General features: G+C 62.0%; 29 protein-coding genes. 21 read left to right on the top strand and 8 right to left on the bottom strand.

All coding sequences use genetic code 11. The features are described 5' to 3' along the window. Positions 1 to 19 precede the first annotated feature (19 nt). Together BPNPMPFG_RS05410 and BPNPMPFG_RS05405 are read right to left on the bottom strand one after the other, a co-directional pair. Entirely contained in the window at positions 20 to 520 is a 501-nt protein-coding gene (locus tag BPNPMPFG_RS05410; RefSeq protein ID WP_258593735.1) for an SRPBCC family protein, read from the bottom strand. Between the two features lie 14 nt (positions 521 to 534). Continuing rightward, positions 535 to 849 (bottom strand): ArsR/SmtB family transcription factor, encoded by a 315-nt coding sequence (locus BPNPMPFG_RS05405; protein ID WP_258593733.1) that lies wholly within the window; start codon positions 847 to 849, stop codon positions 535 to 537. A 227-nt stretch (positions 850 to 1,076) separates the two neighbouring features. Here BPNPMPFG_RS05405 and BPNPMPFG_RS05400 point away from each other — a divergent pair, with 227 nt between their 5' ends. From BPNPMPFG_RS05400 to BPNPMPFG_RS05390, 3 genes are read left to right on the top strand one after another with little or no spacing between them, the layout of a single operon-like run. Then, positions 1,077 to 1,592, top strand: a complete 516-nt coding sequence (locus tag BPNPMPFG_RS05400; protein ID WP_319945977.1) for a single-stranded DNA-binding protein — start codon at positions 1,077 to 1,079, stop codon at positions 1,590 to 1,592. 27 nt (positions 1,593 to 1,619) lie between these two features. Next, complete coding sequence (locus BPNPMPFG_RS05395; protein WP_258593726.1) at positions 1,620 to 2,033, top strand: DUF2306 domain-containing protein; 414 nt, start codon at positions 1,620 to 1,622, stop codon at positions 2,031 to 2,033. Between the two features lie 50 nt (positions 2,034 to 2,083). Next, the gene (locus BPNPMPFG_RS05390) at positions 2,084 to 2,509 is read left to right on the top strand and encodes an OsmC family protein (RefSeq protein ID WP_258593724.1); all 426 of its coding nucleotides are present in this window, start codon (positions 2,084 to 2,086) and stop codon (positions 2,507 to 2,509) included. A gap of 28 nt (positions 2,510 to 2,537) precedes the next feature. Here the strand turns inward: BPNPMPFG_RS05390 and BPNPMPFG_RS05385 are convergent, their stop codons facing one another. Together BPNPMPFG_RS05385 and BPNPMPFG_RS05380 are read right to left on the bottom strand one after the other, a co-directional pair. Then, the gene (locus BPNPMPFG_RS05385) at positions 2,538 to 3,167 is read right to left on the bottom strand and encodes a MarC family protein (RefSeq protein ID WP_140569344.1); all 630 of its coding nucleotides are present in this window, start codon (positions 3,165 to 3,167) and stop codon (positions 2,538 to 2,540) included. Positions 3,168 to 3,481: 314 nt separating this feature from the next. Beyond that, positions 3,482 to 4,012: a hypothetical protein gene (locus tag BPNPMPFG_RS05380; protein ID WP_258593720.1), complete on the bottom strand. Its 531-nt coding sequence runs from the start codon at positions 4,010 to 4,012 to the stop codon at positions 3,482 to 3,484. Positions 4,013 to 4,097: 85 nt separating this feature from the next. Between BPNPMPFG_RS05380 and BPNPMPFG_RS05375 the strand changes: the two genes are divergently transcribed. After that, positions 4,098 to 4,997 (top strand): helix-turn-helix transcriptional regulator, encoded by a 900-nt coding sequence (locus tag BPNPMPFG_RS05375; RefSeq protein ID WP_258593718.1) that lies wholly within the window; start codon positions 4,098 to 4,100, stop codon positions 4,995 to 4,997. Here the strand turns inward: BPNPMPFG_RS05375 and BPNPMPFG_RS05370 are convergent. Continuing rightward, positions 4,961 to 5,581 carry a ParB-like protein gene (locus tag BPNPMPFG_RS05370; protein ID WP_258593713.1) on the bottom strand — a complete coding sequence of 207 codons (621 nt, stop codon included), beginning with the start codon at positions 5,579 to 5,581 and terminating at the stop codon, positions 4,961 to 4,963. The two genes, BPNPMPFG_RS05375 and BPNPMPFG_RS05370, sit on opposite strands and share 37 nt — an antisense overlap. Next, positions 5,578 to 7,278, bottom strand: a complete 1,701-nt coding sequence (locus tag BPNPMPFG_RS05365; RefSeq protein ID WP_258593711.1) for a SulP family inorganic anion transporter — start codon at positions 7,276 to 7,278, stop codon at positions 5,578 to 5,580. The genes BPNPMPFG_RS05370 and BPNPMPFG_RS05365 overlap by 4 nt, the downstream gene beginning before the upstream one ends. Before the next feature lie 211 nt (positions 7,279 to 7,489). Here BPNPMPFG_RS05365 and gyrA point away from each other — a divergent pair, with 211 nt between their 5' ends. Then, positions 7,490 to 10,294 (top strand): DNA gyrase subunit A, encoded by a 2,805-nt coding sequence (gyrA, locus tag BPNPMPFG_RS05360; RefSeq protein WP_258593710.1) that lies wholly within the window; start codon positions 7,490 to 7,492, stop codon positions 10,292 to 10,294. A 68-nt stretch (positions 10,295 to 10,362) separates the two neighbouring features. Here gyrA and BPNPMPFG_RS05355 read toward each other — a convergent pair whose 3' ends face one another. Then, positions 10,363 to 10,515 carry a hypothetical protein gene (locus BPNPMPFG_RS05355; RefSeq protein ID WP_258593708.1) on the bottom strand — a complete coding sequence of 51 codons (153 nt, stop codon included), beginning with the start codon at positions 10,513 to 10,515 and terminating at the stop codon, positions 10,363 to 10,365. A 195-nt stretch (positions 10,516 to 10,710) separates the two neighbouring features. On the opposite strand from BPNPMPFG_RS05355, the gene coaD reads away from it, so the two are divergent. The 7 genes from coaD (at position 10,711) to tgt (ending at position 15,358) form a co-directional block, all read left to right on the top strand. Continuing rightward, a complete protein-coding gene (coaD, locus tag BPNPMPFG_RS05350; protein ID WP_258593707.1) occupies positions 10,711 to 11,211 on the top strand; it encodes a pantetheine-phosphate adenylyltransferase in 501 nt (166 codons plus the stop codon). Positions 11,212 to 11,377: 166 nt separating this feature from the next. Further along, positions 11,378 to 11,872, top strand: a complete 495-nt coding sequence (locus BPNPMPFG_RS05345) for a peptidylprolyl isomerase (protein ID WP_258597066.1) — start codon at positions 11,378 to 11,380, stop codon at positions 11,870 to 11,872. A 41-nt stretch (positions 11,873 to 11,913) separates the two neighbouring features. Then, on the top strand, positions 11,914 to 12,426 hold the full coding sequence (locus BPNPMPFG_RS05340; RefSeq protein WP_258593705.1) for a peptidylprolyl isomerase: 513 nt from the start codon (positions 11,914 to 11,916) through the stop codon (positions 12,424 to 12,426). Between the two features lie 12 nt (positions 12,427 to 12,438). Continuing rightward, the gene (locus tag BPNPMPFG_RS05335; RefSeq protein WP_258593703.1) at positions 12,439 to 12,888 is read left to right on the top strand and encodes a DMT family transporter; all 450 of its coding nucleotides are present in this window, start codon (positions 12,439 to 12,441) and stop codon (positions 12,886 to 12,888) included. Then, positions 12,888 to 13,976 (top strand): tRNA preQ1(34) S-adenosylmethionine ribosyltransferase-isomerase QueA, encoded by a 1,089-nt coding sequence (gene queA / locus BPNPMPFG_RS05330; RefSeq protein WP_258593701.1) that lies wholly within the window; start codon positions 12,888 to 12,890, stop codon positions 13,974 to 13,976. The genes BPNPMPFG_RS05335 and queA overlap by 1 nt, the downstream gene beginning before the upstream one ends. Then, the gene (locus BPNPMPFG_RS05325) at positions 13,966 to 14,235 is read left to right on the top strand and encodes a hypothetical protein (protein WP_258593699.1); all 270 of its coding nucleotides are present in this window, start codon (positions 13,966 to 13,968) and stop codon (positions 14,233 to 14,235) included. The genes queA and BPNPMPFG_RS05325 overlap by 11 nt, the downstream gene beginning before the upstream one ends. Continuing rightward, positions 14,228 to 15,358, top strand: coding sequence for a tRNA guanosine(34) transglycosylase Tgt (tgt, locus tag BPNPMPFG_RS05320; RefSeq protein WP_258593697.1), 1,131 nt, complete (start codon positions 14,228 to 14,230; stop codon positions 15,356 to 15,358). The genes BPNPMPFG_RS05325 and tgt overlap by 8 nt, the downstream gene beginning before the upstream one ends. Before the next feature lie 3 nt (positions 15,359 to 15,361). Here tgt and BPNPMPFG_RS05315 read toward each other — a convergent pair whose 3' ends face one another. Further along, entirely contained in the window at positions 15,362 to 15,781 is a 420-nt protein-coding gene (locus BPNPMPFG_RS05315; protein WP_258593696.1) for a DUF4864 domain-containing protein, read from the bottom strand. Between the two features lie 253 nt (positions 15,782 to 16,034). Here BPNPMPFG_RS05315 and BPNPMPFG_RS05310 point away from each other — a divergent pair, with 253 nt between their 5' ends. The 9 genes from BPNPMPFG_RS05310 to glpD all read left to right on the top strand — a co-directional run bounded on the left by BPNPMPFG_RS05310 (position 16,035) and on the right by glpD (position 25,014). Continuing rightward, a complete protein-coding gene (locus BPNPMPFG_RS05310; RefSeq protein WP_258593695.1) occupies positions 16,035 to 16,271 on the top strand; it encodes an Lrp/AsnC ligand binding domain-containing protein in 237 nt (78 codons plus the stop codon). 170 nt (positions 16,272 to 16,441) lie between these two features. Beyond that, on the top strand, positions 16,442 to 17,854 hold the full coding sequence (locus BPNPMPFG_RS05305) for a circularly permuted type 2 ATP-grasp protein (protein ID WP_258593693.1): 1,413 nt from the start codon (positions 16,442 to 16,444) through the stop codon (positions 17,852 to 17,854). Positions 17,855 to 17,966: 112 nt separating this feature from the next. Then, positions 17,967 to 18,281, top strand: a complete 315-nt coding sequence (locus BPNPMPFG_RS05300; RefSeq protein WP_258593691.1) for a four helix bundle protein — start codon at positions 17,967 to 17,969, stop codon at positions 18,279 to 18,281. 64 nt (positions 18,282 to 18,345) lie between these two features. Continuing rightward, on the top strand, positions 18,346 to 19,287 hold the full coding sequence (locus BPNPMPFG_RS05295; RefSeq protein ID WP_258593689.1) for an alpha-E domain-containing protein: 942 nt from the start codon (positions 18,346 to 18,348) through the stop codon (positions 19,285 to 19,287). Positions 19,288 to 19,372: 85 nt separating this feature from the next. Then, positions 19,373 to 20,167, top strand: coding sequence for a transglutaminase family protein (locus BPNPMPFG_RS05290; protein WP_258593687.1), 795 nt, complete (start codon positions 19,373 to 19,375; stop codon positions 20,165 to 20,167). A gap of 29 nt (positions 20,168 to 20,196) precedes the next feature. Continuing rightward, positions 20,197 to 20,928, top strand: coding sequence for a proteasome-type protease (locus tag BPNPMPFG_RS05285; RefSeq protein ID WP_258593685.1), 732 nt, complete (start codon positions 20,197 to 20,199; stop codon positions 20,926 to 20,928). A 115-nt stretch (positions 20,929 to 21,043) separates the two neighbouring features. Continuing rightward, positions 21,044 to 22,456, top strand: a complete 1,413-nt coding sequence (locus BPNPMPFG_RS05280; RefSeq protein WP_258593678.1) for a pyridoxal phosphate-dependent decarboxylase family protein — start codon at positions 21,044 to 21,046, stop codon at positions 22,454 to 22,456. Between the two features lie 128 nt (positions 22,457 to 22,584). Continuing rightward, positions 22,585 to 23,352 carry a DeoR/GlpR family DNA-binding transcription regulator gene (locus BPNPMPFG_RS05275; protein ID WP_258593676.1) on the top strand — a complete coding sequence of 256 codons (768 nt, stop codon included), beginning with the start codon at positions 22,585 to 22,587 and terminating at the stop codon, positions 23,350 to 23,352. A gap of 135 nt (positions 23,353 to 23,487) precedes the next feature. Continuing rightward, positions 23,488 to 25,014, top strand: a complete 1,527-nt coding sequence (gene glpD, locus BPNPMPFG_RS05270) for a glycerol-3-phosphate dehydrogenase (RefSeq protein WP_258593674.1) — start codon at positions 23,488 to 23,490, stop codon at positions 25,012 to 25,014. Positions 25,015 to 25,172: the final 158 nt, after the last annotated feature.

Genomic DNA, 25,172 nt, shown 5'->3' with positions numbered 1-25,172 from the left:
TCTCCGTTCGTTTCGTTGGTCAGGCCGCGCGCAGCAAGAGGCGAGGCGTGTTTGCGGCGATTGGTTTGCGTGACCTGTTTGCGTCGAATGAAAGCCGGCAGCCGGTGCTGACCACTGCAACCGCGGGCATCGCCTTTCGGGCAAAGCCGTCATGGACGATGCGCAGATGCGTGCCGCTGGAAACGGTGCGGGCGAGCGTGAAGGTGACAATGCTGTCCAATGGGCTGTCGAGCGGATTCTGCCGCGCGGCATCGCCTGGCTGCGGCCGCTCGCGCCAGGAATAGCGCAACAGCCGTTCGGGCTCGGCGTCGATGATTTCGCATTCGATCGCCGCATCCGGTCCGGCGAAGGCAAAACGGCTACCGATCTCCGGCCTGATGTCGTTCGGCATCATCCAGGCGGCGAGCAGCTCCGGCACGGTCAAGGCCCGCCACACCTTCTCAGGCGGCTCCGGCAGGTCGCATTCGAACTCGATCGCGTCAAGCGCGGCCTCGGAGTCCGCGTGGCTTTGGCCTGTCATTGATCCCATGCTCGTCATTGATCCATGTCCTTCAAAACCGTCTTCAGCCTTTCGATGCGCTCCGGCCAGAAGGTCCGGTAGCGTTCGATCCAGGAGAGCAAGGGGGCAAGCCCCTGCGGATCGACGCGGTAATAGGCGTTGCGGCCCGCCCGCCGCTCGACAACCAGGCCAGCGCCGCGCAGCACCGCCAGATGCTGAGATACGGCCGGCTGCGACACCGTCATGCCGCTGCGCAGTTCCGACACGCTCATCTCAGCCGTGGCGAGGCGCTCGAAGACCGCGCGGCGTGTCGGGTCGGCAAGGGCGCGGAAAATCTCTGCTTCGATCATGGCAGAAGAATAAGTCTACACTTATTGATTTGGCAAGCGCTGTTTTGAAACCCATATGTTGGGTCAGGACATTGCTGCCATTCCTTGACAATAAGCGGCAATGCATATAGGAACGAAAAGGGAACAAAAACCTTGTGGGAAAAGCCAGCCATAGCAGGCGGCGATTGTCCGTAGCCTGTAAGGTGCTGCAACAAAAATTTTGTTTCGGATGAGCGCGGAGAAATATCATGGCGGGTAGCGTCAACAAGGTCATTCTGGTCGGCAACCTCGGTGCGGACCCGGAAATCCGTCGCCTGAATTCGGGCGAGCCGGTCGTCAACATCCGCATCGCGACGTCGGAAAGCTGGCGCGACAAGAATTCTGGCGAGCGCAAGGAAAAGACCGAGTGGCACAACGTCGTCATCTTCAACGATCAGCTCGCCAAGGTGGCCGAGCAGTATCTGAAGAAGGGCATGAAGGTCTATGTGGAAGGCCAGTTGCAGACGCGCAAATGGCAGGACCAGACCGGCAACGACAAGTACACGACGGAAGTCGTGCTGCAGAAATTCCGTGGCGAGCTGCAGATGCTCGACGCGCGCGGCCAGGGTGAGGGCGGTCAGGTCGGCGGCTATGCCGGTGGCGGCAGCAGCCGTGGTTCCGATTTCGGCCAGTCTAGCCCGAGCGAAGGCTTCAATCGTGGTGGCGGCGCTCCCAAGGGCGGCGGCGGTTCGTCGCGCGAGCTGGACGACGAAATCCCGTTCTGAGGACAGTTAACCAGCAGAGAGGCGGCAATGTCGCTGCAACCGCTGCTTGCCGCACCCTCTCCGATTCCCTGGCATGCCTTTGCGGCCTTCGCCGCACTGGCGATAGGGGCCACGCAGCTGGCACTGCCGAAGGGAACGCCGCGCCATCGCATCGCGGGTTATGTCTGGACTGCGCTGATGCTGGTCATCGCCGTCTCGAGTTTCTGGATTCATCAGATACGCCTCATCGGCCCTTTCAGCCCGATTCATCTGCTGTCGATCCTGGTGCTGGTCACCGTGCCGCTGGCGGTGTGGCATGCCCACAATCACCGCGTCGCCCAGCATCGCAAGGTCATGATTTCGCTTTATGTTTTCGCGCTGATTGGCGCCGGCATCTTCACCCTGCTGCCGGGCAGGATCATGCACGACGTCGTCTTTGGCTCCGCACGAGCTGGACCGTGATCCTGTATTATCCCTGAGGCGGATGACCCCCGAGTGGAAGGAAATCTCACGTGAAAGCACGCGTAAAATGGGTCGAGGAGCGCACCTTCGTCGGCGAGTCCGGTAGCGGCCACAAGGTGGTGCTGGGAACCGCGCTCGGACCGGACGGCAAGACGCCGGGGCCGAGCCCGATGGAACTTGTGCTGATCGGCACCGGCGGTTGTTCGGCCTATGACGTGGTGCATATCCTCGAAAAGGGCCGCGAGGCGATCGAGGATTGCGTGGTCGAGCTCGATGCCGACCGGGCCGAAACCGAGCCTCGGGTTTTCACGCGCATCCACATGCATTTCGTCGTCAAGGGCCGGGCGCTTTCGCCCGACAAAGTCAAACGGGCGATCGACCTTTCGATCGAAAAATATTGCTCCGCCTCCGCGATGCTGGCCAAGACCGCCACCATCACGCACGATTTCGAGGTCATCGACACGACTGCAAGGTAGGGTCGGCTTCGGCGACGGTAGTAGCGCGTCAGCTCGCCATCAGCGCCTTGATGCCGTCGGCGACGAACTGCACGGCCAGTGCCGCCAGGATGACGCCGAGAAGCCGGGTCAGGATCGAGCGCCCGGTCTGGCCGAGGATGCGGTCGATGCGCTCCGACAGCACGAACACCAGATAGGTGATAGCCAGGCAGACGAAGATGATGCCGACCAGCGCCGCCTGGGCGGCAAAGCCCTGGAACGAGCCGGAGAGCAGCACCGTTGCCGAAATGGCGCCGGGGCCAGCGATCAGCGGGATCGCCAGCGGGAAGGCGGCGATGTTGTGGATCATGTCCTTGGTGATGGCGACGTCGCCGATCTTCTCCTTGCGGTCCTGCCGGCGCTCGAACACCATTTCGAAGGCGATGAAGAACAAAAGAAAACCGCCGGCGACGCGGAAGGCCGGCAGCGTGATGCCGAACACCGACAGGATCGAGGCGCCGGCAACCGCAAACAGCGCCATCACCAGGAAGCCTATGATCGAGGCGCGGACGGAAACCTGCTGGCGCTCCTCGCGGTTCATGCCGCGTGTCACGGCGAGGAACAGCGGTGCCAGGCCGGGCGGATCGATGGTCACGAGAATGGTGACGAAGGCGTTGAACAGGCTGTCGAAGCTCGGCATCGCTGACCCCTCCCGCCGGGCCATGCCCGCATCGTGATATTGGTAGAGCAAAGCCCGGTCGGTGGGAACAGTGGTTCGCGTGCCGGGAACTTTGATGTTGGCGGGACAGCGCCCCCCTCTGTCCTGCCGGACATCTCCCCCACAGGTGGGGAGATTGGCAGCGTCTATGCTTCGCCCATCCTGCGATGTTGAATATTGGCAAAAACGGCGATTACAGCCGATCTCCCCCCAAGTGGGGGGAGATGTCCGGCAGGACAGAGGGGGGCGCGAAGGATCGCGACGCTTTCATTCCGGGCTGCTGCATTCCTCGGTGATCAAACCATTCGGCGCGCCAGGAACTCGACTTCGAACCGCCATGTCGCGCTATTGTCGTGCGAACGCTCACCGAGCCAGCGGAAGGAATTCTCGGTGATGCCGGAAAAACTCCAGCGCACCGAGGAGCCGGTGCCATCGGCGCCCACCTGCACGATGGTGTCGCCCTCGACGCGACCAAGCTGGCGGCTAAAATACTGGTTGCGCGGGTCGCTCCAGAAGATGTGCCAGGCATCCGCACCGGGATCATAGACTCGCAGCGTCGTGCCATAGAAAGTCCATTTGCCGAGCGAGGGCGAGGGGCCAGCGTCGCGGGCGGGCAGGATCCAGACATCCTGGATTGCCCGGCCTTCCAGCACCCAGCCGAAATGCACCTCGCCACGCCCGGTTAGCACCGTGCCGTCCTCGAGATGGCGCGAGGCGTCAAAAGTCCAGGCGCCGACGAAACGGCCATAGAGGTTCAGTTTTTCGGTAAGCCCTTCGATTGGTCCGGGGCTGTGCAAGGCTTTGGCAAACGAGGATTGGTCGAACATGACTCCGGCCTCTTCTTGTCAGGAGACCACGAGGAGTAGGCCGTCACGGGGTTCTGTGCTTGGGAAAAATTGCTATATTTCGGTCATGACAGCGACCACGCACACTCTCGCATCCGGGCTTGGCTGGCACGTGGCGGATGTGATCTGCACGGCCGACGCCGGTGACCGGCCATTCGAGGAAGCACATCAGGATTTCTGTGTCGCCGCGGTCACCAGCGGCACGTTCCGCTATCGCGCCCAACAAGGCACGGCGATGTTGGCGCCCGGTGCGCTCCTGCTTGGCAATCCCGGCACATGCTATGAATGCGGGCATGAACATGGCAGCGGCGACCGTTGCCTCTCCTTCCATTTCGGACCGGCCTATATGGAACGCATCGTGGCCGGCGTGCCGGGCGCAGAAAAGCTGGCCTTCGATGCGCCACGCCTGCCACCTTTGCCGGTATTGGCACCACTGTTGGCCGAGGCGGAAACCGCGCGCGAAATGGCTGACAACGACGCCTTCGAGGAGCTTTCCCTGCGTATTGCAGGGGCTTCAGTCGCTGCCGCCTCTGGCCTCACGCATGTCAGACGCGCGCCAAGCCGCCGCGATCAGAAACGGGTTGCTGAAGCGGTGCGGCGCATCGAACTCGATGCCGACAGGTCGGTTTCGCTTTCAGCGCTTGCCGATGAGACCGCGACCAGTCCCTATCATTTCCTGCGCATTTTCCGGCAGGTCGCGGGCGCGACGCCCTATCAGTTCCTGCTCAAGACCCGGCTGCACCGCGCGGCGGTGCGGCTGCGCATGTCGGACGATGCAGTCTCGGCGATCGCCTTCGAGGTCGGCTTCAACGATCTGTCGACTTTCAACCGCCGGTTTCGACGCGTCATGGGTGAGACGCCGGGGGTTTATCGCGCCCGCTGGGCGAGCGGCGTTGTGCCCACTTTATCTGCCGCTGCGGCTTTGCGACGTCAATCCGATGTCGGCCCGCACCAACCCGGCAGGTAGCCGGCGTCCTTGCCCTTGGAAAGGCTCAGGGCCTCCTTCATCGCCTTGTCGAAGTTTTTCGCCACCGCATCCCGGTCGATGCGCCGGCGCAGGAAATCCGCCCACAGGAATTCGCTGAACGGCGTGGTGTCCTTGGCGAAGCCGCCTTGCCGGCGCAGTTCGCCAGCCATGCTCCTGTAGGGATCGTCGACGAGTTCAGCCATGGTTTTGGGAATGGCGTCGTAGTCCCGGCGCTTGCCGTTCTCGTCGAACGGGTGCATCCAGCCGCGATTGTCGAGCACATTGAAAAAGGCGTCCTTGTCGAGGCCCGACAGGTCGCTGATCACCGTGACCAGAACATCCCTGATGCCTTCCTCGAGCAGGGCGCGGGCGAGATGGTGGTGATCGGTGACGTAGTTGCGCTTCTTTGGCCCCAGCACGACGGGGACCATGTGGGTGCCGAGAAACGTCCCGGTCTTTCGGGCGGTTTGCGAGCGGATCATCTGGCGCTTCAGGGCCACTTCCCGCATGCCGACGGTGATCTGCGTCGGCCGCAAATCGCTGACAGCGACGGGGTTCAGCAAGGGTTCGCGCTGGGTTGTCATTGTGCTTCGTCCTGTTGTTGCGGCCGTTGGTCCGGACCGAGCGTTCTGATCGCGGCATCGACACTGTGAAAAATCCGCTGTGGGCCGATCAGGTCGGCGATGCCAAATCGTCCCAGCGCTGCCTGGGCACGCAGCGATTCCAGCCGGGCGATGGCAAAGACCGCGCCCGCTTTGCGGCAATGGGTGATGGTTTCGATGAGGGCTTGCGCGGCTGTGTAGTCGATCTCGACGATGTTGCTGGCCTCCAGCACGACCAGCTTCACGGTTTCGCGCCTGGCATCGACAAGATCGCAAAGGCCGCGCTTGAAGCGGTCGGCATTGACGAAGGACAGCGGCGCCTGGAACGCCGCGACCAGCACGCCTGGTAGCTGTTCGCCCGCACTTGGCTTGCCGGGCGGCCACCACACCGAGGTGCCCGGCACCTGTTCCAGCTCGATCGGCTGTGTGCGGGTCGCGCTCCAGATCCCATGCAGCAGCGACAGGCCGATGCCGATCGCCACGCCAGTCTCGATGGGCAGCGCGACGATGGCTGCCATGGTGATGAGGATCAACGCGAATTCGACCGGCGCCTGCCGGTAGACATTGGCGAACACCTTCCAGCGCAGAATGTGCTGGGCAACGAACAGCAGGACGCCGGCAAGGGCGGCCTGCGGAACATCGGCAAGCAGTCCGCCGCCGAAAGCCCCCAGCGCCAGCACGATGGCCGCGGCAACGAGGCCCGCGAGCTGCGACCGGCCGCCCGACTGGGAGACGATTGCCGTGCGCGGCGGGCTGGCGTTTACGGCAAAGGCGCCGAACAGGCCTGACACGATGCTTCCGGCACCGACGCCGACGAAATCGCGGTTGACGTCGGGAGCGTCACCCTGTTGCGGCGCGAAGGAGCGGGAGGTGGCCGCCGTCTGCACCATGACGACGATGGCGATCAGCAATGCCAGCGGGACCAGCGCCTGCACATCGTCAAGGCTGGCAAGCGGCAGGCCGGCCTGTGGCAGGCCATTGGGCAAGGCCCCGAGCACCTCGACGCCGTGATTCCTAAGGCCGAAGACGGCAACGGCCGAGGTGGCGAGCACCATGCCGATCAACGCGCCGGGGATGCGGGCGCTGATGCGCTCGGCGCAGAACACGATGGCGAACACGCCGAGGCCGAGCCCCAGGCTCCAGGGATTGGTGAGATGGAGGCTGCCGGCGATCTCGCCGACGCGCCGCAAGGTTTCACCGTTCTCGGCGGGCAGGCCGAGCAGTCCGGGCAATTGCGAAACGATGATATGGACGGCGATGCCGGCCAGAAAACCTGTGGTGACCGGTACCGACAGCAAGTCGGCGACCCAGCCGAGGCGGAAGATGCCGCTCAAGGTCACGATCAGCCCGACCATCAGCGCCAGCATGGAAGCCAGCGCCAGATAATGCGGCGACCCGGATGCGGCGAGCACGGCGAGGCCGCCGGCAAACAAAGGCGTGATGGTCGAATCCGCGCCGGCCGAGAGGTGGCGATTGGCACCGAACAGGGCGAACGCCACCGAGCCGGCAACAAAGGCGAAGAAGCCGATCTCGGGAGCAAAGCCGCCGAGGCGGGCGGTCGCCATCTGTTCGGGAATGGCGATCGCCGCCAGTGTCAAGCCCGCGACCAGATCGCCGTTGAGATCCCTCGGCGTCCAACCGCTCAGTGCTCGCAAAGGCAGCCAAGGGGTCCAATTCATCGCGCTCGCGGCTTTCGCTCGGGGAAAACGGTCCATTGCAGGCTTTTGCCTTGATGGCGGCGAAAACTGTCTTGGCCATATCGTCGCAATCAGTGGTATCCTTTTGAAATTACCACCAAAATTGACACTGGAAAAGTGCCGCGAATATTGGAGTTTCGAGCTTGCTTCCTATATAAGCAGCAAGTGATTCCCGATTAGATTGTGATCCGATTTGACCGACCAAAAGACTCCGCGCGGCGCCGACGGCGGCCCCACCGGCATCGAGCCGATATCCATCGTCGAGGAGATGCAGCGCTCCTATCTCGATTACGCCATGAGCGTGATCGTCAGCCGTGCGCTGCCGGACGTGCGCGACGGCCTGAAACCGGTGCATCGCCGCATTCTCTTCGCTTCGCATGAGAGCGGTTACCACTGGAACCGCAAATATGTGAAGTCGGCCCGCCCGGTCGCCGACGTGATGGGTAAATACCATCCGCATGGCGACGCCTCCATCTACGACGCCTTGGTGCGCATGGCGCAGGACTGGTCGCTGCGCGTGCCGCTGATCGACGGGCAAGGCAATTTCGGCTCGATCGACGGCGATCCGCCGGCGGCGATGCGCTACACCGAATCGCGGCTGACCAAGGTCGCGCATGAATTGCTTGAGGACATCGACAAGGACACCGTCGATTTCCAAGACACTTATGACGCATCAGGCAGCGAGCCCAAGGTTCTGCCGGCACGGTTCCCCAATTTGTTGGTCAACGGTTCCGGCGGCATTGCCGTCGGCATGGCGACCAACATCCCACCGCACAATCTCGGCGAAATCTGCAATGGCGCCATCGCCCTCATCGACAATCCGGCGATCGACCTGCCGGCGCTGATGGAGATCATTCCCGGCCCGGATTTCCCGACCGGCGCCATCGTGCTTGGCCGTTCCGGCATCTACAGCGCCTATTCGACCGGTCGCGGCTCCATCGTCATGCGCGGCAAGGTCAACATCGAACAACGCGGTAACGACCGTGAATCGATTATCATCACCGAGGTTCCCTACCAGGTGAACAAGTCGTCGATGATCGAGAAGATGGCCGAACTGGTGCGCGACAAGCGCATCGAGGGCATTTCCGATATCCGCGACGAGAGCGACCGCCAGGGCTACCGCGTCGTCATCGAGTTGAAGCGCGACGCCGTCGCCGACGTCATCCTCAACCAGCTTTACCGCTTCACGCCGCTGCAGACCTCTTTCGGCGCCAATATGGTGGCGCTGAATGGTGGCAAGCCGGAACTGCTGACGCTGACCGACATGCTGAAGGCGTTCGTCGCCTTCCGCGAGGAGGTGATCACAAGGCGCACGAAATTCCTGCTGCGCAAGGCGCGCGACCGCGCCCATGTGCTGGTCGGTCTGGCCATCGCCGTCGCCAACATCGATGAAGTGATCAAGCTTATCCGCACCGCGCCGGATCCGCAGACGGCGCGCGAGCAGTTGATGGAGCGGCGCTGGCCATCAGGCGACGTCGAATCGCTGATCCTGTTGATCGACGATCCGCGTCATCGCATCAACGAGGACGGCACCTACAATCTCTCCGAGGAGCAGGCACGCGCCATCCTCGAACTGCGCCTGCAGCGCCTGACCGCGCTCGGCCGCGACGAGATCGCCGACGAGTTGAACACGATCGGCGCCGAAATCATTGATTATCTGGACATTTTGTCGTCCCGCGCGCGCGTTCAGCAGATCGTCAAGGACGAACTCGCCGCCGTGCGCGACGAGTTCGGTACGCCACGGCGCACCGAACTCACCGACGGTGGCTCGGACATGGAAGACGAGGACCTGATCCAGCGCGAGGACATGGTCGTGACGGTGAGCCATTCCGGCTACATCAAGCGCGTGCCGCTGTCGCTCTACCGGGCGCAGCGCCGCGGCGGCAAGGGCCGCTCCGGCATGTCGACCAAGGAAGAAGATTTCGTCACCCGGCTGTTCGTGGCCAACACCCACACGCCGGTGCTGTTCTTCTCCTCGCGCGGCATCGTCTACAAGGAAAAGGTCTGGCGGCTGCCGATCGGCAACCCGCAATCGCGCGGCAAGGCGCTGATCAACATGCTGCCGCTGGAGCAGGGCGAGCGCATCACCACCATCATGCCGCTGCCCGAGGACGAGACGAGCTGGGGCGAGCTCGACGTGATGTTCGCCACCACGCGCGGCACCGTGCGCCGCAACAAGCTTTCCGACTTCGTCCAGGTCAACCGCAACGGCAAGATCGCCATGAAGCTGGAGGAGGAGGGCGACGAGATTCTTGGCGTCGAGACCTGCACCGACAATGACGACGTGCTGCTGACCGCCAGTTCCGGCCAGTGCATCCGCTTTTCGGTCGGCGACGTGCGCGTGTTCCAGAGCCGCAATTCGGTTGGCGTGCGCGGCATTGCCATGGCCGATACCGACAGGGTGATTTCCATGGCGGTTATCGAGAATGTCGACGCGCCACCGGCTGAGCGCGCTGCCTATCTCAAGCGCGCGGCGGCGGAACGGCGGCTTGCCGCCGGCATCGCGGCCGGCGAGGAGGAAGAGATCGCGCTGACCAACGAGGAGGTCGGCGAGGAGACGGAGCTTTCCGACGAACGCTATGAGTTCCTCAAGGCACACGAGCAATACGTGCTGACGGTGACCGAATATGGCTACGGCAAGCGCTCGTCGTCCTACGATTTCCGGCTGACCGGACGCGGCGGCAAGGGCATCCGTGCCACCGACGTTTCGAAGGTAGCCGAGATCGGCAGGCTGGTGGCGACCTTCCCGGTCGGCAATGACGACCAGATCATGCTGGTTTCGGATGGTGGCACCGTCATTCGGGTGCCGGTCAACGGCATCCGTTTCGCCAGCCGCGCCACCAAGGGCGTGACCATCTTCAACACGGCTGAAGGCGAAAAGGTGGTTTCGGTCGAGCGGATCTCTGAACCGCAATCGGACGAGGAAATCGAAGAAAGCGCCGATGCCGGTGCCGAGATCGATCCGGCGGTGGACGCCGCTCCGGATGGTGCTGAGTAAGTCCAGCTTCGGGTTTTGACATAGCAACGCCGGCCCATTGGCCGGCGCGGCAGCAAGTTCAGACGAACTTAGTAGTGACGATACGGCTTGCGAGGGCCGAAGCCTTCGTAACGCTTTGTGGTCGCCTTGACGCGGACGCGTTGAGCTTCCTGATGCAACCCGAATACGGTGGCGATCAGCATGGCGACGGTCATTGCGGTGGCGAGCATGTAGATCAGCATGTGCGTGTTCTCCTGCGCCTTACAACGGATAGATGGGATTTTGGTTTCATCTTATTAAGGTGCAATCTAGTGAACGCTGCGTGAAGGCTTCGTGATCAGCGTGTTCATCTGTCGTTCATGGGCCGGAAAAGGTTCACGCCCCTGCTCGCCAATCGGATTTGCCTTTGCGAGAGAGGCTCGCTAGAAGCACCAGCCATGATTGAACGCATCGCCCTCTATGCCGGCTCCTTCGACCCGCTGACCAACGGCCATCTCGACGTGCTGAAGGCGTCGCTGGCCGTCGCCGATATCGTCTATGCGGCGATCGGCATCCATCCCGGCAAGAAGCCGCTGTTTTCCTTTGAGGAACGCGTGCAGCTGATCGAGGCGGCTACATCAGCGGAATTCGGCAGCGATGGCGGCCGCATCAAGGTCGTCGCCTTCGACGGGCTGGTCATCGATGCGGCCAGAAAGCAGGGCGCCTCGATCATGATCCGCGGCCTGCGCGACGGCACCGACCTTGACTACGAGATGCAGATGGCCGGCATGAACGAAACCATGGCACCGGAGCTGCAGACGGTTTTTCTGCCCGCCAGCCCCTCCGTGCGCACCATTACCGCCACACTTGTCCGCCAGATAGCCTCGATGGGCGGCGACATCCGCCCCTTCGTGCCGGCGGCCGTGGCCGGTTCGCTCACCGCAAAATTCGCGAAATGATGCATGTCGCCCAAAAGTGGAACCCGGTTTTGGGGCAACGACATGCATGGAAACAAAGATCCCGGAGATAGTTATGCAGCTGAAAAAGCTCGCCTCGTTCCTCGTCGTGCTTGCCGGTCTCGTGACCGCATCGGTCTCGGCCTTCGCCGCCGACCCGGAAAACACCATGATCATCACGCTGAAGGATGGCGACGTCACCATTGCGCTCAGGCCCGATCTCGCGCCCAAGCATGTCGAGCAGATCAAGAAGCTGGTGCGCCAGGGCGCCTATGACAATGTCGCTTTCCACCGCGTCATCGACGGCTTCATGGCGCAGACCGGCGACGTCAAGTTCGGCAACATGAAGAAGGGTTTTAGCGCCCAGGCCGTCGGCACCGGCGGCTCCGATCTGCCCGACCTGCCGGCCGAATTCTCGCAGAGCGAACACTACAAACGCGGCGTGGTCGGCATGGCCCGCTCGCAGGACCCCAACTCCGCCAATTCGCAGTTCTTCATCATGTTCGCACCGGCGCCGCCGCTCGATGGCCAGTACACCATCGTCGGCAACGTCGTCAGCGGCATGGCGCTGGTGGATCACATCAAGAAGGGCGACCAGGCGGACAATGGCACGGTCACCGATCCCGACCGGATGATCAAGGTGCGCATCGCCGCAGACAAGTAAAGTTGTCAAATAAATCTGTTTTCTGAAAAAGGATATCCGACATGGCTGAGATCAAGGACCGCGAGAACGCGCTCATCATGGAAACGACCAAGGGCAAGGTCGTCATCGAACTTTTCCCCGACCTGGCGCCCGGCCATGTCGCCCGCATCAAGGAACTGGCACGCGAAGGCGCCTATGACGGCGTCGTCTTCCACCGCGTCATCGACGGCTTCATGGCGCAGACCGGCGACGTCAAGTTCGGCAATTCGAGCAAGCCTTCGTTCGCGCCGTCGCGCGCTGGCATGGGCGGTTCCGAGAAGCCGGACCTCAAGGCCGAATTCTCCAACGCCAACCATGGCCGCGGCACCTGCTCGATGGCCCGTTCGCAGAACCCGAACTCGGCCAATTCGCAGTTCTTCATCTGCTTCGACGATGCCGCCTTCCTCAACCGCCAGTACACGGTCTGGGGCCAGGTCATCGAAGGCATGGACAATGTCGACAATATCAAGCGCGGCGAGCCGGTACCGGATCCCGACAAGATCGTGTCGCTGAAGGTCGCGGCCGACGTGAAGTAAGGCGAAACGACAATGATGGGCGTCGTCTGGTCGCTTCTCGGCATCCTGTCCGGCGCCTTCATTGCCATTCAGGCGCCGATCAATTCGCAGCTGGCGCGCGGCCTGGGCCTCCCGGTCGCGGCGGCCGCGTTTTCGTTCCTGTCGGGCGCGGTCGTGCTCGGCATCATCTCCGTCACGGTGGTGAAGCTGCAAGGCATCTCGCTCGACTGGAAGGTGCCGGCACCATGGCTGTTCGTCGCCGGCGGCATGCTCGGCGGCTTCTATGTCACGCTGTCGACGATCCTGACGCCGCGCATCGGCGCTGCCGCGCTGATGGCGTTTCTGGTGGCTGGCCAGTTGCTGGCCGGCATGCTTATCGACCGCGTCGGCTTCCTCGGCGTCGCGGTGCGCGAAATCTCGCTCGGACGCATCGCCGGTGCGGTGCTGTTGCTGGCCGGAGCGCTGCTCGTCCGGCTCTACTGATGCGCGTCGACCTTTTCGACTTCGATCTGCCGGAGGAGCGTATCGCGCTTCGCCCGGCGGAGCCGCGCGACAGTGCCAAAATGCTGGTGGTCAAGCCAGGCGAGGGGCTCGACGACCGGGCGGTTGGCGACCTGCCATCCTTGCTCCGCGCCGGCGATGTGCTGGTGTTCAACGACACCAAGGTCATTCCAGCGCAGCTGAAAGGCATCCGGCGGCGCGGCGAGGCACAGGCGCAGGTCGAAGCCACGCTGCATATGCGCATGGCGCCGGACCGCTGGCTGGCTTTCATGCGGCCGGGCAAGCGCATCGCCGCCGGCGACCGCATCCATTTCGGCCATGACGGCAATTCCTGTTTCCTCGGCCAGCTTGACGCCACGGTGATCGAAAAAGGCGAGGGCGGCGAGGCGCTGCTTGGCTTCGACCTGTCGGGACCCTTCCTGGACGAAGCGCTGCATGCGGTCGGCCACATTCCGCTGCCGCCCTACATCGCCTCGAAGCGCGACGACGACGAACGCGACCGGGCCGACTACCAGACCATCTATGCCAGGGAGGAAGGCGCCGTAGCGGCGCCCACGGCGGGCCTGCATTTCACGCCGGAGCTTTTTGCGGCACTCGACGCCAAGGGTGTCGAGCGCCGCTTCGTCACCTTGCATGTCGGCGCCGGCACCTTCCTGCCGGTGAAGGCAGACGACACCGCCGACCACAAGATGCATGCCGAGACCGGTTTGGTCAGCGAGGCAACCGCCGAGGCGCTTAACGCGGCCAAGGCGAGGGGCGGCCGTATCGTCGCCGTCGGCACGACCTCGCTGCGCCTGTTGGAGAGTGCAGCGCGCGAGGACGGCACGCTGGTTGCCTGGTCCGGCCCGACCGACATCTTCATCACCCCCGGCTACCGCTTTCGCACCGCCGACTTGCTGATGACCAATTTCCATCTGCCGCGTTCGACCCTGTTCATGCTGGTTTCGGCCTTCAGCGGCCTCGACACGATGCGTGCCGCCTATGCGCATGCCATCGACAACCGCTACAGGTTCTACTCCTACGGAGACGCAAGCCTGCTTTATCGAGCGGAGATGAGCGATGGACGATGATCTCAAGAGCCTGGACCGCGATGCCTTGATCGCGGAAGTGAGAAAACTGCGCGCCGGCATTCGTGCGCATCGCGATACATCTGGCCATGATCTCTGCTGGCATCATCCCGATCTGTGGGATCTGCTGCCAGAAAAAACCGAGCCATCGATCGCCGTACCACCCTGGCCCAAATTCATGCGCGGTTGCGTCCAGTATCGGCAGTCGCTCGACAAGCAGGCGCCGGATGCGCCGGTCCACGACAAGGAATTCAATGGCTAAGCCGTTCAGCTTCAAGATTCTGGCGACCGACGGCAAGGCGCGGCGCGGTGTTATCGACATGCCGCGCGGCGAGATCCGCACGCCGGCCTTCATGCCGGTCGGCACCGGCGGCACGGTCAAGGCCATGTATATGGACCAGGTGCGCGGCGTTGGTGCCGACATCATCCTTGGCAACACGTACCATCTGATGCTGCGGCCCGGCGCCGAGCGCGTGGCGCGTCTGGGCGGCTTGCATGAATTCGCCCGCTGGCCGCACCCGATCCTGACCGACAGCGGCGGTTTCCAGGTGATGTCGCTGTCAAAGCTGAGGAAGCTCACCGAAAAAGGCGTCACCTTCCGCTCGCATATCGACGGCGCCGCCTATGAGATGTCGCCGGAGCGCTCGATCGAGATCCAGGGGTTGCTCGATTCCGATATCCAGATGCAGCTCGACGAATGCACGGCGCTGCCGGCCGAGATGAAGGAGATCGAGCGCGCCATGGAGCTGTCGCTGCGCTGGGCCGAGCGCTGCAAGACGGCGTTCGGCGACCAGCCGGGCAAGGCGATGTTCGGCATCGTGCAAGGCGGCGACAATGCAGCCCTCAGGGTGCGTTCGGCGCAGGCGCTGAGCGCGATGGAGCTGAAGGGTTATGCCGTCGGCGGCCTGGCCGTCGGCGAGCCGCAAGGGGTGATGCTCGAGATGCTCGACATCACCTGTCCGGAACTGCCTGACAACAAGCCGCGCTATCTGATGGGCGTCGGCACGCCGGACGATATCCTGAAATCGGTGGCGCGCGGCATCGACATGTTCGACTGCGTGATGCCGACGCGGGCCGGCCGGCATGGCCTTGCCTACACCAGGCGCGGCAAGGTCAATCTGCGCAACGCCCGCCATGCCGACGATCCGCGCCCGCTGGACGAGGAAAGCGACTGCCCGGCCGCCCGGGACTACTCACGCGCCTATCTGCACCATCTGGTGCGTTCGCAAGAGGCGCTCGGCGCCATGCTTTTGACCTGGAACAATCTTTCTTATTACCAGCAGCTGATGCAGGACATCCGCGCCGCGATCGAGACCGGTGCGTTCGAGGCGCGCGCGGCCGAGATGACCGAAGGCTGGGCGAGGGGCGATATCCCCGTCCTGTGAACTTCAAGTGCTTAGCGAATTCGAGGCGCGCAGGCTGCAGCCGGTGATCTGATAGCGGCCATCGGGCTGTAGCTGGAGCGTGTAGACCGCCTCATAATCCTTGCCGTCCGGCCCGACGATCAGCACCTGCTGGATGATCGAACCCGGGCCTGTTTCCTCGACCTTGCCGAAGGAGTAGGTCTGCGGCTTACGCACCGGCGGATAGCCGTTGGTGACCATGTTCATGAAGGCGTCGACGGTCGGAAAGATCTGCTTCACATTCGGCGCGGCGAAGCTGTAGGCCGTGGCGCCGTCATTGGCGATGAGGGCCTTCAACTGACCGTCGATGACAGCTTGCCCGGCCTTGATTTCGGCATCACCGGCAAATGCCGACGAGGCCAGAATGAATGGAACGAACGCGAATGCGAAAAACATGCGGCGCATGGCCTGTCTCCGTTGTCCCTCGAAAGCTGCCTCTCCAGAAAAGCTGTTCCTGGAAGCATTCTAACATACGCTTGGCGGCGCTTCACGGTTTCAGCGATGGCGAATATTCGTCTTGCATCGGCGAATTATAACGGAGCCGCGGAAAGCCGTTGCCCAGGCTCGGGCCGGCTAAGTCTGTATTCCAACGCTTGAAAGCCCGCCTCCAGTCTGCCAGAAGGGCCGCTTGGACTTGGACGTTTAGCGGGACGAAGCCATGAAGGCATTTTTCGTGCAGATCAAATGCGAGCTGGGCAAATCCTACGAGGTTGCCAGCGCGCTCGCCGATGCCGAGATCGCCTCGGAAATCTACTCCACCGCCGGCAACTACGATCTGCTCGCCAAGTTCTATGTCGACGACGAGCAAGATGTCGGCCATTTCGTCAACGAGAAGGTGCAGATTCTCCCGGGCATCAAGGACACGTTCACCGTCGTCACGTTCCGCGCCTTCTAGCCTTCAACGCCCGTGCCCGGGCACGAGGCAAAGCCTGATTACTGTCATATTTCAGCTGCCTCAATTTTAGGCAGGCGCAACATACTGGTCTTCCGCACCTCTCAAATCACCGATTACGCTTGATTTTCTCCGGCGACGCCAGTGAAATGGCGTCACAGGGGAGTATGCGATTGGCAGCGTTCGATGAAATGCTTCCGGAAGTCTCCGGATTGAGAAGACCGTATTCGGCTTATGATCGCTGGCTGAAGGAGCAGGATCCGGCCAGGCTTACCGAGAAGATGCAGGACGCCGAACGCGTCTTCCGCAAGACCGGCATCACCTTCGCCGTCTATGGCGAGCAGGAGGCCTCCGAACGGCTGATCCCGTTCGATATCGTTCCACGCATCATCTCGGGCAATGAGTGGCGGCGCCTCACGCAAGGCATCGAACAGCGTGTGCAGGCGCTGAATGCCTTCCTCGACGATATCTACCATCGCCAGGAGATCCTGCGCGCCGGCCGCGTGCCCAGGGAATTGATCGCCAAAAACGAGGCGTTCCTGCCGGAAATGATTGGGGTCAGGCCGCCGGCCGGCGTCTACACCCACATCATCGGCGTCGACATCGTCCGCATCAGTGAGGACGAATTCTACGTGCTGGAGGACAATGCACGCACACCGTCGGGAGTCTCCTACATGCTGGAGAACCGCGAGACGATGATGCAGCTGTTCCCCGAGCTGTTCCAGAAGATCAAGGTGCGGCCGGTGGAGAACTACCCGCAGCTTCTGCGCCAGTCGCTGGCGGCGGTGCGGCCGCAAAGCACCAAGGGCACGCCGACCATCGCCGTGTTGACGCCAGGCAGTTTCAACTCCGCCTATTTCGAACACGCTTTCCTTGCCGACCAGATGGGCGTGCAGCTTGTCGAAGGCCAGGATCTGCGCGTTGTCGACGGCCATGTCGCGATGCGCACCACGGAAGGCTACAAGCAGATCGATGTGCTTTACCGCCGCGTCGACGATTCCTTCCTCGACCCGCTGACCTTCCGGCCGGATTCGGCGCTTGGCATACCCGGCATCATGGATGTCTACCGCGCCGGCAACATCACCATCGCCAACGCACCGGGAACCGGCATCGCCGACGACAAGGCGATCTATTCCTACATGCCCGAGATCGTCGAATTCTACACCGGTCGCAAGGCTATCCTCGGCAACATCCCGACCTGGCGCTGTTCGGAGCCCGACAGTTTGAAATATGTGCTCGAACACATCGACGAGTTGGTGATCAAGGAAGTGCACGGCTCCGGCGGCTACGGCATGCTGGTCGGGCCGGCCGCGACCAAGAAGGAATGCGAGGATTTTTCCAAGAAACTCGCTGCACGGCCATCGAACTATATCGCCCAGCCGACGCTGGCGCTGTCGACTTGCCCGATCCTGACGGAAAAGGGGCTGGCGCCGCGCCATGTCGATTTGCGGCCCTATGTGCTGGTCTCCGACCGCATCCAGATCGTACCCGGCGGGCTGACGCGCGTCGCGCTCAAGGAAGGCTCGCTGGTCGTCAATTCCTCACAGGGCGGCGGCACCAAGGATACGTGGGTGCTGGATGATTGAGATGAGGGAATAGCGAGTAGGGAATAGCGAGTAGGGAAAGAAGGAAAAGGGGGGCAGTGAGACGGCGATCAATTCTTACAGGGACTTGATTGTTTGGAAGGCGGCTGTCGAGTTGGCCGTAGATTGCTATTCGGCAACGAAGGCTTTTCCAAGCAGCGAAATCTACGGGATGACCTCCCAGATACGGCGGTCGTCCGTATCGATTGCCGCGAATATCGCCGAAGGACATGGACGAGAAAATACAGGGTCATTCATTCAATTTCTTCGCATGGCGCAGGGGTCTCTCAAAGAATTGGAAACACACCTGATCTTGTCCGGAAAAGTAGGACTGATGATCGAAGCAGAAGTGGTACGTTTGCTTAGCCAAGCCGAGGAGATCGGGAAAATGCTGCGTTCCATGATCAGGAGCCTGCAACAAAAGTCATGAAGCGATTTTTTCCCTTATTCGCTATTCGCTATTCCCTACTCGCTCAATATCGAGGCACGTTGAAATGCTTTTAGGCCGCACCGCCAACGGGCTTTACTGGATGAACCGCTACATCGAGCGGGCGGAAAACATGGCACGCCTTGTTGATGCCGGCCTGCGCATGGCATTGACCCGCACCCAGAGCGCGTCTGAGGAGTGGAGTTCCGTGCTGCTTAGTGCCGGTTCGGACGTCACCTTCAGCCAGAAATATTCTGAATATACCGCAGCCAATGTCGCCGACTTCCTGTTGCGCGATACGTCCAACCCATCGAGCACGATGGCGGCGATCGAGACGGCTCGCAACAATGCCCGCATGGTGCGCACCGCGCTGACGCGCGAGACCTGGGAAAGCATCAACGAAGCCTGGATGTCGCTGAAGCGGATGCTGGCAAGGCCGATCGACGAGCGCGACCTGCCCAGCGTGCTCGATGCGATCAAGCGCGAGACGGCGCTGATCCGCGGCTCGTTCTATGGCACCATGCTGCGCAACGAGATCTTCGATTTCTCGCAGCTCGGCACCTATGTCGAGCGCGCCGACAACACGGCGCGCATCCTCGACGTGAAATACTACGTGCTGTTGCCGTCGATCTCCTGGGTCGGCTCGACGCTCGACAACTACCAGTGGGAATCGATCCTGCGTTCGGTGTCGGCGCACCGCTCCTACCGCTGGGTCTATGACGCTGACTACAAGCCGACCAACATCGCCGACTATCTGATCCTCAATGTCCGCATGCCGCGCTCGCTGACCTTCTGCTACCGCTTCCTGGCCGAACATCTGAAATTCCTCGGCGACGACTACGGCGAACGCCATGCCTGCCACGCAACCGCCGACACGACGCAAGCCATGCTGAGAGCCGGGTCGATCAAGGACATATTCGACACCGGCCTGCATGAATTCCTCGCCAACTTCATTCGTGACAACACCAGGCTCGGCGACGAGATCGCACAGGATTACCGGTTCAATTGAGCATGATCCCGAACCGAAGGACCGCGATGGCGAAAAGTGGGAACCGGTTTTCGGTCGAGATGATGCTCGCAAACGGACAACAAATATGCGGCTGAAGATCACCCACCGGACCGAATACCGCTACGATGCGCCGGTGCACTATCTCCTGCAGCGGTTGCGGCTGCTTCCGGTCAGCGGATCGACGCAGACCGTGCTGTCCTGGGCGCTGGCCATCGAAGGCGCGCGCGAAGAGGTTCGCTTTGTCGACCATTTCGGCAACGACACAAGGCTGCTGAGCGTCGAGGGCGAGCGCGACTTCATCACGGTGGAAGCATCAGGCGAAGTGGTGACGCGCGATACGGCAGGTGTATCCGGACCACATCAGGGTTTCACGCCGCTCTGGCTCTACAGCCATGAAACGCCATTGACGGCGATCGGCGGCGGTGTTCGCGACCTTGCCGCGTCGGTCGGCAAGGGCACCGACATCGAAAGGCTGCACCGGCTGATGGCCATGATCGGCGAACGCGTCGCCTATACGCCCGGCACTACCAATGCGACGACGCCGGCGGAGGAAGCCTTGGCGCTGAAGACCGGCGTCTGCCAGGATCACACCCACATCTTTGCCGCCGCCGCGCGCGCCATGGGCTTTCCGGCCCGCTATGTCAGCGGCTATCTGATGCTGGATACGACTGTCGAGCAGGCCGCGAGCCATGCCTGGGCCGAAGCGCATGTCGCGGGTCTCGGCTGGGTCGCCTTCGACGCCGCCAACGGCATTTCTCCGGACGAGCGCTATGTAAAGGTGGCGACAGGGCGCGATTATCGCGATGCCACGCCGGTGTCGGGAATTCGGCTGGGACAGGCGGAAGAACAGCTTGCGGTCACCGTTACGGTAGAGCAGTAATCCCCTAGGATTGCCGTTAAAGAGATTCCATGACTTATTGCGTCGGCCTGAAGATCGATCGCGGGCTCGTGTTCATGTCGGACACGCGCACCAATGCCGGCATGGATTCGATCTCCACCTTTCGAAAAATGCATGTCTGGGAGCAGCCGGGCGAGCGCGTCATCGTTTTGATGTCTGCCGGCAACCTGGCGACGACACAGGCCGTGGTCAGCCTGCTTGACGAACGCACCAAGGCAATTGCCGATCGTCACGCCACGTTGCTGGAGACGCCGTCGATGTACCAGACGGTGCGGCTGGTCGGCGATACGGTCAAGGAGGTCATCGCCAGCTCGTCACCAGCTGGCGAAAAGGCCGATTCCTACTTCAACGCCTCCTTCATCCTCGGCGGCCAGATCAAGGGCAGCGAGCCGCGTCTGTTCATGATCTATCCAGAAGGCAATTTCATCGAATCGACCGACGACACGCCGTTCTTCCAGATCGGCGAGACCAAATACGGCAAGCCGATCATCATTCGCGCCTACGAAAAGACGATGAGCCTCGCCGAGACGGTGAAGCTGCTTCTGGTGTCGTTCGATTCGACGCTGAAGTCGAACCTGTCGGTCGGCTTGCCGCTCGACCTGCTCTTCCTGGAGAAGGACGCTTTCAAGGTCGGCCTGAAGAAGCGGATCGGCCAGGACGACCAGTACTACCGCACCATCTCGGATGGTTGGTCGAATGCGCTGAAAACGGCTTTTGCCAGCCTGCCGGATTTTCCGGGATAGGTGGCGGACCTGTTTCACAGGCATTGCCGGAATATATTTCACATGTTAATCAATATCCATTTGAGGATCCCGCTACGGCGGCTGGTTCTCGCTCGGCGATGTTCGGGAGAGCGCAATGAACAACGATGATTTTCGGCAATGGTCGCGGCGTGCCGCCGATTGGGGCGCCGACTACCGCAACACTTTGCGCGAGCGGCCGGTGCGACCGCTGGTCGAACCGGGCGATATTTTCAGAAACATAGAAGCTTCGCCGCCCGAAGACGCCGAACCGATGGACAGGATTTTTGCCGATTTCGAAGAGAAGATCCTGCCAGGCATGACGCATTGGCAGCATCCGCGCTTTTTCGCCTATTTCCCGGCCAATGCGGCACCGGTCTCGGTGGTGGCGGAATATCTGGTGTCCGCGATGGCCGCGCAATGCATGCTGTGGCAGACGTCGCCGGCGGCGACCGAGCTGGAAACGCGGACCGTCGACTGGATGCGCCAGGCGCTCGGCCTGCCGGAAGGGTTTTCCGGGGTGATCCAGGATTCTGCGTCCTCGGCGACACTGGCCGCGGTGCTGACCATGCGCGAGCGGGCGCTCGACTGGCAGGGCAACAAAACGGGACTGGCCGGGCAGGCACGGTTGCGCATCTATTCCTCGGATCAGGTGCACACCTCGATCGACCGGGCGATCTGGGTGTCCGGTATCGGCGAGGACAATCTGGTGCGCATTCCCGTCGGCGGGGATTTTCGCGCCATGGACACGGCGGCGCTTGAGGCGGCAATTGTCGCCGACCGGGAAGCGGGGCTGCTGCCGGCCGGCATCATCGCTTGCGTCGGTGGTACCAGCACTGGCGGCACCGACGACATCGCGGCGGTTGCCGATGTCGCGCGACGGCATGGCCTCTATCTTCACGTCGATGCGGCGTGGGCCGGATCGGCGATGATTTGCCCCGAGTATCGGCATTTCTGGGCGGGTGTCGAAGCGGCGGATTCCATCGTCTTCAACCCGCACAAATGGCTGGGCGCGCAATTTGATTGCTCGATCCAGTTCCTGCGTGACCCCGAAAGCCATGTGCGGACGCTGGCGATCAAGCCGGATTACCTCAAGACCCACGGCCATGACGGCATCATCAACTATTCCGAATGGTCGGTGCCGCTCGGCCGCCGGTTTCGTGCCCTGAAACTATGGTTCCTGCTGCGCGCCCATGGGCTGGAGAGCCTGCGAACGATGATCCGCAACCATGTCGCCTGGAGCGAGGGCCTTGCCGCGCGGCTGGCAAGGGAGCCGGATTTCGAGATCGTCAGCGAACCGATGCTGTCGCTGTTTTCGTTCCGGCACAAGGCTGCGACCGGCATTGATGCGGACGAACACAATCTGCGGCTGGTCAATGCGATCAACGATGATGGCCGCATCTACCTGACGCAGACGCGGGTCGATGGCAGGGTGGCAATTCGTTTCCAGGTCGGCCAGTTCGAGGCGACCGCCGGCGACGTCGATGCCGCCTTCACCGTCATCACCGAAATCGCGCGCGGCTTCGCCTGATCAGGCCCAGTTCGGAGTGCGCTGGCATATGTCTTTGCAAATCATGTCGGTTTCATTAGCCGGCTTATGCCTTTTCATCAGTTTCGTTTTCGACTATAGACAAGAAAAACGAAAACGGGAGCTCGCCCATGTATCTGTCGCCACGCCACGCCGAAATCATCCAGATGGCCAAGGATCATGGTCGCGTGCTGGTCGATGATCTGGCCACCCATTTCAATGTGACGCCGCAGACCATTCGCAAGGACCTCAACGACCTGTGCGACCAGCGGCTGCTTTCCCGCATCCATGGCGGTGCGCTGTTCCCATCGGGCATCGAGAACATGGAGTATGAGGCGCGGCGCAAGATCGCCGCCGACGAGAAGGAGGCGATCGGTCGCGCGGCGGCCAGGCTAATCCCCGACAACGCCTCGCTCTTCATCAACATCGGCACCACGACGGAGTCGGTCAGCAAGGCGCTGCTCGATCACAGCGGCCTCATGGTCATTACCAATAACATCAATGTTGCCAACAGGATGCGCATATATCCGTCGATCGAGGTGGTGATCGCCGGTGGCGTCGTGCGCGGTTCCGATGGTGGCGTCGTCGGTGAGGCGGCGGTCGATTTCATCCGGCAGTTCAAAGTCGATTATGCGGTGATCGGCGCTTCGGCCATCGACCATGACGGCGCCTTGCTCGACTTCGATTTTCGCGAGGTGAAAGTGGCGCAGGCAATCATCGCCAATGCGCGGCATGTCATCCTGGTTTCCGACCGGACCAAGTTCGAGCGCACCGCGCCGGTGCGCATCGGACACCTGTCGCAGGTCAACACTTTCATCACCGATCGTTGCGACATCCCGTCAGTGCGCAAGATCTGCCAGGAAGCCGAGGTTCAGCTGATCGAGACTTCGGTCGGTTAAGCGTTTTCAGCGCCTCATCAGGGGCTTCATGGGTTTGTGTTATTTCGTTTGACATTCGTTCTCATTTCGAAATAATTCCGCCACGGTTTCGTAAAAAGCCAGAAATGGTGCAATGCGAAATCGTTGGAGGAATTTGTGGACGCATCTCCGATCCGTGATATTTTCGTTATAGGTGGCGGCATCAATGGTTGCGGCATTGCCCGCGATGCTGTCGGGCGTGGGTTTTCCGTCTTTCTCGCCGAGATGAACGACCTGGCCAGCGGGACCTCCTCGGGCTCGACAAAATTGATCCATGGCGGCCTGCGCTACCTCGAATTCTATGAATTCCGCCTGGTGCGCGAGGCGCTGATGGAGCGCGAGGTTTTGTGGAAGAACGCGCCGCACATCATCTGGCCGATGCGATTCGTGCTGCCCTATGCCAAGGGCCTGCGCCCGGCCTGGCTGATCAGGCTTGGTCTCTTTCTCTACGACCACATTGGCGGACGCAAATTGCTGCCGGCGACCAGGACGCTGGACATGACCAGGGATCCGGCCGGCAAGCCTTTGAAGCCGCTGTTCAAGAAGGCTTTCGAGTATTCGGATGGCTGGGTCAACGATGCGCGGCTGGTGGCGCTGAACGCGCGCGACGCCGCCGATCGTGGCGCAACGGTCCGTACCCGTACCAAGGTGGTCGGCGCGCGCCGCGGAGGCGGCCTGTGGACAGTCACGATCGAGAACGTGCGGACCGGCGAAACCGAGGAGATCAAGGCAAGGCTGCTGGTCAATGCCGCCGGGCCGTGGGTCGATCACGTGCTGTCCGGCGTCGTCGGCCTCAACGATGTGCACAATGTCCGCCTCGTGCAGGGCAGCCACATCGTCATCGCCAAGAAGTTCGATGATCCGCGTGCCTATTTCTTCCAGAACAGGGACGGCCGCATCATCTTCGCCATTCCCTACGAGGAAGACTTCACGCTGATCGGCACCACCGACCAGGATTATCCCGGCGACCCGCATGACGTGAAGATCAGCGACACCGAGATCGACTACCTGTGCGCCGCGGCAAGCGAATATTTCGCGCAACCGGTCAAGCGCTCGGACATCGTCTGGACCTATTCGGCCGTCCGCCCGCTCTATGATGACGGCGCCTCCAAGGCGCAGGAAGCGACGCGCGACTATGTGATCAAGGCCGATGGCGGCGAGGGCATTGCTGCGATCGTCAATGCTTTCGGCGGCAAGATCACCACCTATCGCCGGCTATCGGAATCGATGCTGGAAAAGATCGAGGGTTTTCTCGGCAAGCGCGGCAAGCCGTGGACGGCAAGCGCGCCGCTGCCGGGCGGAGATTTTCCGGCCACCGGCTTCGACGCGCAAGTGGCGAAGCTGAAATCGGCCTATCCGTTCCTCGACGCACGCCTGGCCCGCAGGCTGACCCGGCTTTACGGGACGCGTGCGCAGGTTCTGCTGGGCCTGGCCAAATCGAATGCCGATCTCGGCCGCAATTTCGGTGCCGACCTCTACGAGGCCGAGGTGCGCTACCTCATTGACAGCGAATGGGCCGTCACCGCCGAGGACGTGTTGTGGCGCAGGACCAAGCGTGGCCTGCATCTCGGGCGCGAGCAGGTGGCATCGCTCGATGAATTCATGCGCGGCATAAGCCGGCAGCATGTCGTGGCCGCCGAATGAAGTGGGTTTTGAGCTGATGCGGAAGGCCTGGGAGGAGGCGTCATGCTGGTAGGACGAACTGGTCAAGAGCTGGCAGAAATAGGACTGTCCTAGCGGGCGTTCGCGCCCGTGTGACATTGGGGGAGGCGGCATGTAGCTGTCTCCCCTGTTCGTATCGA

The sequence above is a fragment of the Mesorhizobium sp. AR07 genome (genome assembly GCF_024746815.1).
Classification (GTDB): Bacteria; Pseudomonadota; Alphaproteobacteria; order Rhizobiales; family Rhizobiaceae; genus Mesorhizobium.
Note: the sequence above shows the minus strand (reverse complement) of the source record. Positions and strands in the feature narration are given on the sequence as shown.

Bases quoted from the DNA above. Each gene is read 5' to 3' on its own strand.
- BPNPMPFG_RS05275 (WP_258593676.1), top strand. From the start codon at position 22,585: ATGTATCTGTCGCCACGCCACGCCGAAATCATCCAGATGGCCAAGGAT.
- BPNPMPFG_RS05325 (WP_258593699.1), top strand. From the start codon at position 13,966: ATGGACGATGATCTCAAGAGCCTGGACCGCGATGCCTTGATCGCGGAA.
- BPNPMPFG_RS05395 (WP_258593726.1), top strand. From the start codon at position 1,620: ATGTCGCTGCAACCGCTGCTTGCCGCACCCTCTCCGATTCCCTGGCAT.
- BPNPMPFG_RS05285 (WP_258593685.1), top strand. From the start codon at position 20,197: ATGACTTATTGCGTCGGCCTGAAGATCGATCGCGGGCTCGTGTTCATG.
- BPNPMPFG_RS05410 (WP_258593735.1), bottom strand. From the start codon at position 520: ATGACAGGCCAAAGCCACGCGGACTCCGAGGCCGCGCTTGACGCGATC.
- BPNPMPFG_RS05315 (WP_258593696.1), bottom strand. From the start codon at position 15,781: ATGCGCCGCATGTTTTTCGCATTCGCGTTCGTTCCATTCATTCTGGCC.
- BPNPMPFG_RS05295 (WP_258593689.1), top strand. From the start codon at position 18,346: ATGCTTTTAGGCCGCACCGCCAACGGGCTTTACTGGATGAACCGCTAC.
- tgt (WP_258593697.1), top strand. From the start codon at position 14,228: ATGGCTAAGCCGTTCAGCTTCAAGATTCTGGCGACCGACGGCAAGGCG.
- coaD (WP_258593707.1), top strand. From the start codon at position 10,711: ATGATTGAACGCATCGCCCTCTATGCCGGCTCCTTCGACCCGCTGACC.
- BPNPMPFG_RS05370 (WP_258593713.1), bottom strand. From the start codon at position 5,581: ATGACAACCCAGCGCGAACCCTTGCTGAACCCCGTCGCTGTCAGCGAT.
- BPNPMPFG_RS05340 (WP_258593705.1), top strand. From the start codon at position 11,914: ATGGCTGAGATCAAGGACCGCGAGAACGCGCTCATCATGGAAACGACC.
- BPNPMPFG_RS05290 (WP_258593687.1), top strand. From the start codon at position 19,373: ATGCGGCTGAAGATCACCCACCGGACCGAATACCGCTACGATGCGCCG.
- BPNPMPFG_RS05375 (WP_258593718.1), top strand. From the start codon at position 4,098: ATGACAGCGACCACGCACACTCTCGCATCCGGGCTTGGCTGGCACGTG.
- BPNPMPFG_RS05405 (WP_258593733.1), bottom strand. From the start codon at position 849: ATGATCGAAGCAGAGATTTTCCGCGCCCTTGCCGACCCGACACGCCGC.
- BPNPMPFG_RS05365 (WP_258593711.1), bottom strand. From the start codon at position 7,278: ATGAATTGGACCCCTTGGCTGCCTTTGCGAGCACTGAGCGGTTGGACG.
- queA (WP_258593701.1), top strand. From the start codon at position 12,888: ATGCGCGTCGACCTTTTCGACTTCGATCTGCCGGAGGAGCGTATCGCG.
- BPNPMPFG_RS05280 (WP_258593678.1), top strand. From the start codon at position 21,044: ATGAACAACGATGATTTTCGGCAATGGTCGCGGCGTGCCGCCGATTGG.
- BPNPMPFG_RS05345 (WP_258597066.1), top strand. From the start codon at position 11,378: ATGATCATCACGCTGAAGGATGGCGACGTCACCATTGCGCTCAGGCCC.
- BPNPMPFG_RS05385 (WP_140569344.1), bottom strand. From the start codon at position 3,167: ATGCCGAGCTTCGACAGCCTGTTCAACGCCTTCGTCACCATTCTCGTG.
- BPNPMPFG_RS05400 (WP_319945977.1), top strand. From the start codon at position 1,077: ATGGCGGGTAGCGTCAACAAGGTCATTCTGGTCGGCAACCTCGGTGCG.
- BPNPMPFG_RS05355 (WP_258593708.1), bottom strand. From the start codon at position 10,515: ATGCTGATCTACATGCTCGCCACCGCAATGACCGTCGCCATGCTGATC.
- BPNPMPFG_RS05310 (WP_258593695.1), top strand. From the start codon at position 16,035: ATGAAGGCATTTTTCGTGCAGATCAAATGCGAGCTGGGCAAATCCTAC.
- BPNPMPFG_RS05380 (WP_258593720.1), bottom strand. From the start codon at position 4,012: ATGTTCGACCAATCCTCGTTTGCCAAAGCCTTGCACAGCCCCGGACCA.
- BPNPMPFG_RS05335 (WP_258593703.1), top strand. From the start codon at position 12,439: ATGATGGGCGTCGTCTGGTCGCTTCTCGGCATCCTGTCCGGCGCCTTC.